We start from the raw sequence: 7,160 nt of genomic DNA on the forward strand, positions 1-7,160 counted from the left end.
AGTCATCTGTGCTTTTTTTTATTTATTCCTCTATTTGTGGGCTGTCTGAAAAATCCTGATTGGTGAGGGCTCATTAAAGTTTCACTTTATTTGAAATAAGTAATGTGAAATGTAAATAAAAGTAGAAAAAAATCAATTGAAATTGATTATCATTATTAATATAATGAGAATGAGAATCATTTATTGTTAGAGGGGGGATGCCAAAGTGGCAAAAATTTTAATAGCTTATGCAAGTATGTCAGGAAATACAGAGAGTATTGCTGATTTAATTAAAGTTAGTTTAGATGCTTTTAATCATGAAGTAGTATTGCAAGAGATGGAAGGCATGGATGCTGAAGAATTATTAGCTTATGATGGAATCATTTTAGGATCTTATACGTGGGGCGATGGTGAATTACCATTTGAAGCGGAAGATTTTCATGAGGACTTAGAAAATATAGATTTAGCTGGGAAAAAGGTAGCGGTATTCGGATCAGGTGATACGGCGTATGAACTGTTTTGTGAAGCGGTAACGATATTTGAAGAACGCCTTGTAGAACGAGGTGCAGAGCTTGTACAAGAAGGGCTGAAAATTGAATTAGCTCCAGAAGATCAAGAGGATGTTGAAAAATGCAGTAATTTTGCAATTGCATTTGCTGAGAAGTTCTAAGAATGGGAGTGTCAACGTGGAGACGATGTTAAGTGCAACTGCTATTACAAAGTTAAGAGATGGAAAACTGTTGTTAGCTACTACATATAATGGCTTATTTGTTGAACAAGACGGAGAATGGAAACGAATTTTAAATGGTTTTCAAAAACGAATTAGGGATTTACATAGCGAAGATAATGTAGTTTATGGTGTAGGTGACGAAGGGATTTTTATTCGTAGTATGAATGGTGGAGAGAACTGGACAATTCAGCGTTTTCCAACAAAAGCAACAAGTTGGAATGTATGTAGCAATGTACAAGGAACTGTTGTTGCTCATGGAGAAAAAACGCTGTATCTTTCTAATAATTTCGGTTCGACATGGGAGACTATTCATCCGTTTCTTGAGTATGGCAGTGCGGCGCCGTCTATTCGATCATTATTTTTATATAAACATTACTTATTTATTGGTACGAAAATACATGCTAAGTATGGTGGTGTTTGGCTCTTTGATTTGAAGACACGTAAATTAAAGAGGATTAAAATTACGATGAATCAAATGATTTCTGCGTTGACTTTACACAATTCTTATTTAGTAGCGGCAAGTGGATCGTGCAAGGGAGTTAGCGGGAATATTTCTTATTGTAAAATAGATGACAGTATTGCGAGTGAAAAAATATATTGGCATACATGTCAAAGTGAGCAGAAAGCAAGTAGTTATTTAGACTTAAGTGTAGACCAACATGTCTTATATACAACTTCAACACAAAATAAGGCGGGTATTAGTAGTGTGTGCCGTGTACTTCTTGACGAAGGTATTGTTACAGTATGTGATTCAGTTAAAGGGCACGGATGGCGCATTGTTAATCAAAAAGATGGTTATGTAGTAGCTGGATCAGGTGAATTAAAAGCAATGCAGTGGGAACAAAAAATAATTTAAGAAAAAACTTTACTTTTATTATATTGATATGATATAGTATGTTTAAACCATTTTACTTTTAATAATATAGAGATTTAAATGAGCTGTAACTTCCGAGGAGGATAGCAATGTTAAATCTCCTCAGGGGTTGCAGTTTTTTAATATCTGGCTTATTATTGTAAGGTGGTTGAAAATGAATATGTACATATAGGTACATTGTAGGAGGATTTTTTTCATGCAAAACGGTAAAGTAAAATGGTTTAACTCAGAAAAAGGTTTCGGTTTCATCGAAGTTGAAGGCGGAGAAGACGTATTCGTTCATTTCTCAGCTATCCAAGGCGAAGGCTTCAAAACTTTAGAAGAAGGTCAAGAAGTTACTTTCGAAGTAGAACAAGGTAACCGTGGACCTCAAGCTACTAACGTAAACAAGAAGTAATTTTTGAAAAAAGAAGGGCTCGCCCTTCTTTTTTTTTGCATTTTTATAGATATCCTCCTACTTACATATCATAACAAGACTGAATTTTCATTTATTTATTCGTAGTATTTTTGTATAAAGTACATGAATAAATAAATACTGAAAATAAAGTGTTTGTGTGAAAAGGAATTTAGAAAGAGGTAAATAAATTGAAAAACGCTACACATTTCATTGTGTTTGATATTGAGAGGAATTTCAGACCGTATAAATCAGAAGATCCGTCAGAAATAGTTGATATCGGAGCTGTAAAAATAGAAATAGGTACAATGAAGATAATTGAAGAATTTTCGGAGTTAGTAAAACCAAGTGCACGATTAACTCGTCATACAACAAAATTAACCGGTATTACGAAGAAAGATTTAATGGATGTAGAAAAATTCCCTCAAATTATAGAGAAATTTATTCAGTTCATCGGAGAAGATTCTATATTTGTTTCATGGGGAAAAGAAGATTATCGATTTCTATCTCATGATTGTACATTACATGGTGTTGAATGCCCCATTATAGAAAAAGAAAGTAGAATTGATTTGCAAAAATTTGTTTTCCAAGCATATGAGGAATTGTTTGAACATACGCCAAGTTTACAATTTGCGATAGAACAGCTCGCTTTAACGTGGGAAGGGAAACAGCACCGTGCTTTAGCAGATGCCGAAAATACAGCAAATATACTTCTTAAAGTGTATAGCGAGAGAGATATTAATAAGCGATACAAAAGACATGGTGAACTTGAACTTGTAAAGAACGGGAAACTAACGGAAAAAGCGAAAAAAAAGATGCGAAAATGGGTGTTTAAAGAACTAAAGAAAAATACAGAACGCCCTTTTGAATGGAGTACATTTGAAAGTAGTGACACGTGGGAAAGTATAACGGAAAGATATTATATAAGTGAAAATACAGTAGAACTCCTGAAAAAACATTTTCGTACGGCAGTGAGAAAAGCGGAACGACAGATTAGGTATTTGGCTGAGATGGAGGAGAATGTAGAGGTTAAATGATATTCTCCTCTATTTCTAGCTACATAAATTAAAATTCATCGTATTAAATAGCGATTAATTTGTTGCTGTAATTGAGCAGTCATTATTGCTTTGAAATTTAGGGCGTTAGTTAGAATGTTAATCTGTTGAGGAGTAGTTAATTTTTCAAATCCTTTTGCATGTGCAAAGAAATGTTGTAGGAATTTTTTCTTCTCTTCAGTTAACCTTTTATGATTTCCTATTGGAAGACCTGCGCATTTATATAAAAATTGTTTAGTATTACTTTTTAACTTTAAATCACTAATCCAATTCATAGTTTTTTCAGTGGTATGGCTGTTTATGTAGTTTTTTGGAACGGTTACTTTATAATTGTAATCCCGTAAATCATTTTTAGTAAAACCTGTCTGCTTTAAAATTTGTAATAGAGGGAAATGATTTTCCTCAAGTTTATTTAAAATAAATTGTCTATTGGTTTTATTAGAATCGCCTTTGTTATGAAGTCTACGAAGTATTTTGAGGTATTGTGAAGGTTTTTCTGTAAAATCTTCAATAATACAGGGGATTTGTTTTATATGTGGATTATTAGTTATGAAATTGTAACAATCGTATTTTCCAACTAAAATGTATTCATCTTTTAGAGGATGCTTTTCGACTGGTAAGAGTAAATCAAATATATCAAGATATTCAATAGTACTGTTCATTTTTTTAGAATAAGATTTTGTAATGTGTGGATTATACAATAGATTTATTTTTTCAATAGGAATCATGCTAATTTCAGTTAAAGAATGAGGACTATGGTAAATGATCATATGTATTTACCTCCTTAAATCAAATATATAGCGTTAGAAAGTTGTCTTATGATAGCAATAGGAAAATACGTGATTAATGTGAAAGATCCTACCTCTTTTATAGAGGTAGGATCTTTTGCAGTTGTTCTATTCAATTCCTTCTGGACTATAGCTATACTGCTGCTTATTCTCAATCCGCTCAATCACATCCTGCAGCTCATCTGGCTTCAGAAACTCAATCGGAGAGAAGCCCTTCTCAAATGTAAGTGTATCAGCCTCAATCATTAATACGTATCGATCATTTACCTTTGCAATATGTATTTGATCCCCGAAATCAGCAAGCAAAGCCTTCACAGAGATATGATCTGCTTTTAGTTTTAATTCCACTTCAGGAGCATGCTCGACGATTTGGGCAGTTGCTTCCATTACTTCTTCGGTTGAAAATTGTTCCATAATTTCGCGTTTCGGACTGGCAGCCCATACTTCCATCGCTTGGTCGAATTGTTCGCGTTCTTCCGTACCTTCTTCAAATACATCTTCAATTTGGTCGTATACCATGTCCATTACTTGTGTTTTCATAATTTCAGGCATAGAGCGTTCATATTCGACGAATTTTAAGAAGTCTTCAAAGTAGCGGGCATGTGATGCTTGGTGTATTTTTAGTTCGCCTACTTCAACCATACCTTCTTCAGGCATGTATGGGTATTGGATAGATTTCATATTCTTTGTTGTGATGGCCATTTCAACGTTACGAATCAGTGTTGATTCATCAGAAATAGAAGCAACCTTTGGTTCGAAGTCGCATTTCATTACGAATACAAATGGATCATCAAAGTATTTGCGTAGTTTTGCCTGAGCAATTAAAAATACACCACCGCGTACAGCGCTTGTGTCAAGATATGTATAAACGAGAGGTTCACTCATATCTTTAAAGTTGTCCTTTGTTTCTGCAAAGCGAATACGATTAAAAAGGTTGTAATGAGGGTTTGAATCAAGTTCGTGCCCTTCCTCTACAATAAAGCGACCAATTTTTGTTGGGGCTTGTTCTGTTTTTGCATGACGTTCTACTTTTCGCTTCGATATTTTTAATAACTCACCATTCAAAAATTCTTTTAAGGAGCTATCTTCATATTCTTCAGCGTCTAAAGTTTGAAAATGTTTGTAGCGTTTATCAACTGCTTCACCTTTTCCTTCTACTTGTACAACATAAAAGGAAAGATAATTTATTTCAAAATCCATATTTATCACCTTGTTTCATTTCATTAACTCTTATCAGTATAGAGATGGAAAAAACTTTCGTCAATTTATATAAGGAAGGGGGAGCCCCTTCCTTATATAATTTTTATTTTCTCGATTAAAATCCGTCTTCTAATGCTGCGAATGGAATGTTTAGTCTGTTTTCTACTGTACGTAAACGTTGGTTTAAGCGGTTTAGTCTACGTGTATGGCGCTCAACTGTATTTTCTAGTTGACGTACTCTTTGTTCAAGCTCATTTACGCGTCTTTCTAATTGACGATTTCCAGTGCCAGGAAAAGAGATTGGAAGTTGGAATTGTCTATTTTGGTCATATGGATTCGTTTGCTCTGCCTGATCTATATAAGATTGATATTGTGCTTGTAAGTCATACTGTGGTTGTTGGTACGCATATTGATTATATGGATCATATGGATTGTAGGGATACATAATAACATCCTCCATTTCTTTAAAATAGGTTGAATTCACCATAATGTATGTGCAAAAGCGGAGCGGTGGCACGGCAAATACCTATTTATGTTGACGGGATTTTTCTTTATCCCGCATTAACGGGCAGTAAGACCCCACTGATTAAAGTTTCACTTTATAAAAAATAGCTTGAGGGTTTTTGATTTGTATTTCTTTTGCTTGATGGTATATACTGGATAAAAGAGAGAGTTTACATAAAAGTTACAATTCTATCAAACTCAAACTTTTATGTAAATATGTATAGACATTTATAAAAGAAAAGAGTAATTTATATAGAGTGAAAAATAACTTGTAACATTTTATAAACATATTGTAAAATGATTGTAACAAAACATACATAAAAATGAAATAAATACATAATAGTGATGTTGGGGAAAGGGAGAGAGTATATTGTTCCGTAAAGTAAAGGGTATATTAGTTGGGGTGTTATGTGTAGCTGTAGTGAGTGGCTGTGGTGCAAAAGTAAGTGATGTTGCATTGGTAAGTGATATTGGTGGGCACACTGTAGAGGCTAAAGCAGAAGTGCAAGATACTATTAGTTTAGTTGATGGTCGAACTGGTACTGAAGTGAAAAAATTAGATTTATCTGGTTTAGGCTATTTTGAAGATGAAGCGAAATTTAAAAAGTCTGTAACAAAGGTTGTTGGTGAGGTTGGAAAAAGCGTCGACAAAAAAATGGTTCCTTCACGTATAGCACCTGATGGAAGTTGGCAAGAAGGAAAACCTTCTTATGAATTAATGGAAAAAGAATTAGTAGATAAATTGTTAAACGTTGGTATGTGGGATGCTACGTATCAGTTGCCGATTGTGGAGAAAAAACCAGTCGCAACATTAAGTGATGCGCAAGGAAATGGTACGGTAATTGGTAGATATGAAACGAACTTAGGTGGTTCAACAGGTGGCCGTATTGAGAATATTCGTTTGTCAGCAGCGAGCATAAATGGAGTTGTGTTAGCAAAAGGAGATCGTTTCTCTTTTAATTCATTAATCGGTGATACGACACCAGATAAAGGATATCAATTAGGGAAAGAAATAGTTGATGGTAAATTAGTAGATGGATATGGCGGTGGTGTTTGTCAAACATCTTCAACTTTATACAATGCAGCAGATCAAGCTGGCCTGAAAATGGTGGAGAGAACTACACATTCTAAAACGGTAGGTTATGTTCCACAAGGAAGAGATGCTACAATTGCATATCCATATTTAGATTTAGTATTTGAAAATACGAATGATGCACCTGTGAGGCTTTATATGGGCATTCAGGGTGGAAAGCTAGTTGCTGAAGTACATAAAATGAGATAAGAGTTAAAAAGCCACCTTTTCTAAAAGTTAGAATGAAGTGCACCCCAATTGTTAGACACAGTCTAACAATTGGAGGTGCATTTTTTATGGCTAAATTTTCTTCAAAAGAAAAAACCCAAGCGGTGAAACGATATTTAGATGGTACAGAAAGTGGAAAAATAATTGCTAAATCTATAGGAGTTAACCCTAGCGTACTTCGTGAGTGGATTAGACGATATGAGTCTTCAGGTGAAAAGGCCTTTGAAAAGTGCTATACATTCTACCCAGCCCAGTATAAACTAGATGTACTTTATTATATGAATGAACACGGGACATCTATCAGAGAAACAGCAGCACTTTTCAATATACCGTCTT

At 34.4% G+C, this 7,160-nt stretch carries 9 protein-coding genes; 6 read left to right on the forward strand and 3 right to left on the reverse strand.

The genetic code is table 11. The features are described 5' to 3' along the window. The first annotated feature begins 205 nt into the window (after positions 1–205). The 4 genes from ATL10_RS26805 (at position 206) to ATL10_RS26820 (ending at position 3,014) form a co-directional block, all read left to right on the forward strand. A complete protein-coding gene (locus ATL10_RS26805) occupies positions 206–649 on the forward strand; it encodes a flavodoxin (protein WP_090977438.1) in 444 nt (147 codons plus the stop codon). A gap of 16 nt (positions 650–665) precedes the next feature. Further along, positions 666–1,565 (forward strand): WD40/YVTN/BNR-like repeat-containing protein, encoded by a 900-nt coding sequence (locus tag ATL10_RS26810; protein ID WP_000449497.1) that lies wholly within the window; start codon positions 666–668, stop codon positions 1,563–1,565. A gap of 214 nt (positions 1,566–1,779) precedes the next feature. Continuing rightward, entirely contained in the window at positions 1,780–1,980 is a 201-nt protein-coding gene (gene cspB, locus ATL10_RS26815) for a cold shock-like protein CspB (protein ID WP_001179150.1), read from the forward strand. 188 nt (positions 1,981–2,168) lie between these two features. Continuing rightward, entirely contained in the window at positions 2,169–3,014 is an 846-nt protein-coding gene (locus tag ATL10_RS26820) for an exonuclease (RefSeq protein ID WP_090977440.1), read from the forward strand. Positions 3,015–3,049: 35 nt separating this feature from the next. Here the strand turns inward: ATL10_RS26820 and ATL10_RS26825 are convergent, their stop codons facing one another. The 3 genes from ATL10_RS26825 to ATL10_RS26835 all read right to left on the reverse strand — a co-directional run bounded on the left by ATL10_RS26825 (position 3,050) and on the right by ATL10_RS26835 (position 5,465). Further along, positions 3,050–3,802: a hypothetical protein gene (locus ATL10_RS26825; protein ID WP_000587909.1), complete on the reverse strand. Its 753-nt coding sequence runs from the start codon at positions 3,800–3,802 to the stop codon at positions 3,050–3,052. 126 nt (positions 3,803–3,928) lie between these two features. After that, positions 3,929–5,020 carry a DUF3900 domain-containing protein gene (locus tag ATL10_RS26830; protein WP_000345036.1) on the reverse strand — a complete coding sequence of 364 codons (1,092 nt, stop codon included), beginning with the start codon at positions 5,018–5,020 and terminating at the stop codon, positions 3,929–3,931. A gap of 115 nt (positions 5,021–5,135) precedes the next feature. Continuing rightward, positions 5,136–5,465 (reverse strand): hypothetical protein, encoded by a 330-nt coding sequence (locus tag ATL10_RS26835; protein ID WP_000283711.1) that lies wholly within the window; start codon positions 5,463–5,465, stop codon positions 5,136–5,138. A gap of 429 nt (positions 5,466–5,894) precedes the next feature. On the opposite strand from ATL10_RS26835, the gene ATL10_RS26840 reads away from it, so the two are divergent. Both ATL10_RS26840 and ATL10_RS26845 read left to right on the forward strand, forming a co-directional pair. After that, positions 5,895–6,806, forward strand: a complete 912-nt coding sequence (locus ATL10_RS26840; protein ID WP_110497845.1) for a VanW family protein — start codon at positions 5,895–5,897, stop codon at positions 6,804–6,806. A gap of 86 nt (positions 6,807–6,892) precedes the next feature. After that, on the forward strand, positions 6,893–7,160 hold a 268-nt coding region (locus ATL10_RS26845), incomplete at its 3' end, for a transposase (protein ID WP_142670013.1).

Source organism: Bacillus sp. 196mf (genome assembly GCF_003217275.1).
In the GTDB taxonomy this organism is placed as follows: domain Bacteria; phylum Bacillota; class Bacilli; order Bacillales; family Bacillaceae_G; genus Bacillus_A; species Bacillus_A thuringiensis_S.

Bases quoted from the DNA above. Each gene is read 5' to 3' on its own strand.
- ATL10_RS26830 (WP_000345036.1), bottom strand. From the start codon at position 5,020: ATGGATTTTGAAATAAATTATCTTTCCTTTTATGTTGTACAAGTAGAA.
- ATL10_RS26835 (WP_000283711.1), bottom strand. From the start codon at position 5,465: ATGTATCCCTACAATCCATATGATCCATATAATCAATATGCGTACCAA.
- cspB (WP_001179150.1), top strand. From the start codon at position 1,780: ATGCAAAACGGTAAAGTAAAATGGTTTAACTCAGAAAAAGGTTTCGGT.
- ATL10_RS26825 (WP_000587909.1), bottom strand. From the start codon at position 3,802: ATGATCATTTACCATAGTCCTCATTCTTTAACTGAAATTAGCATGATT.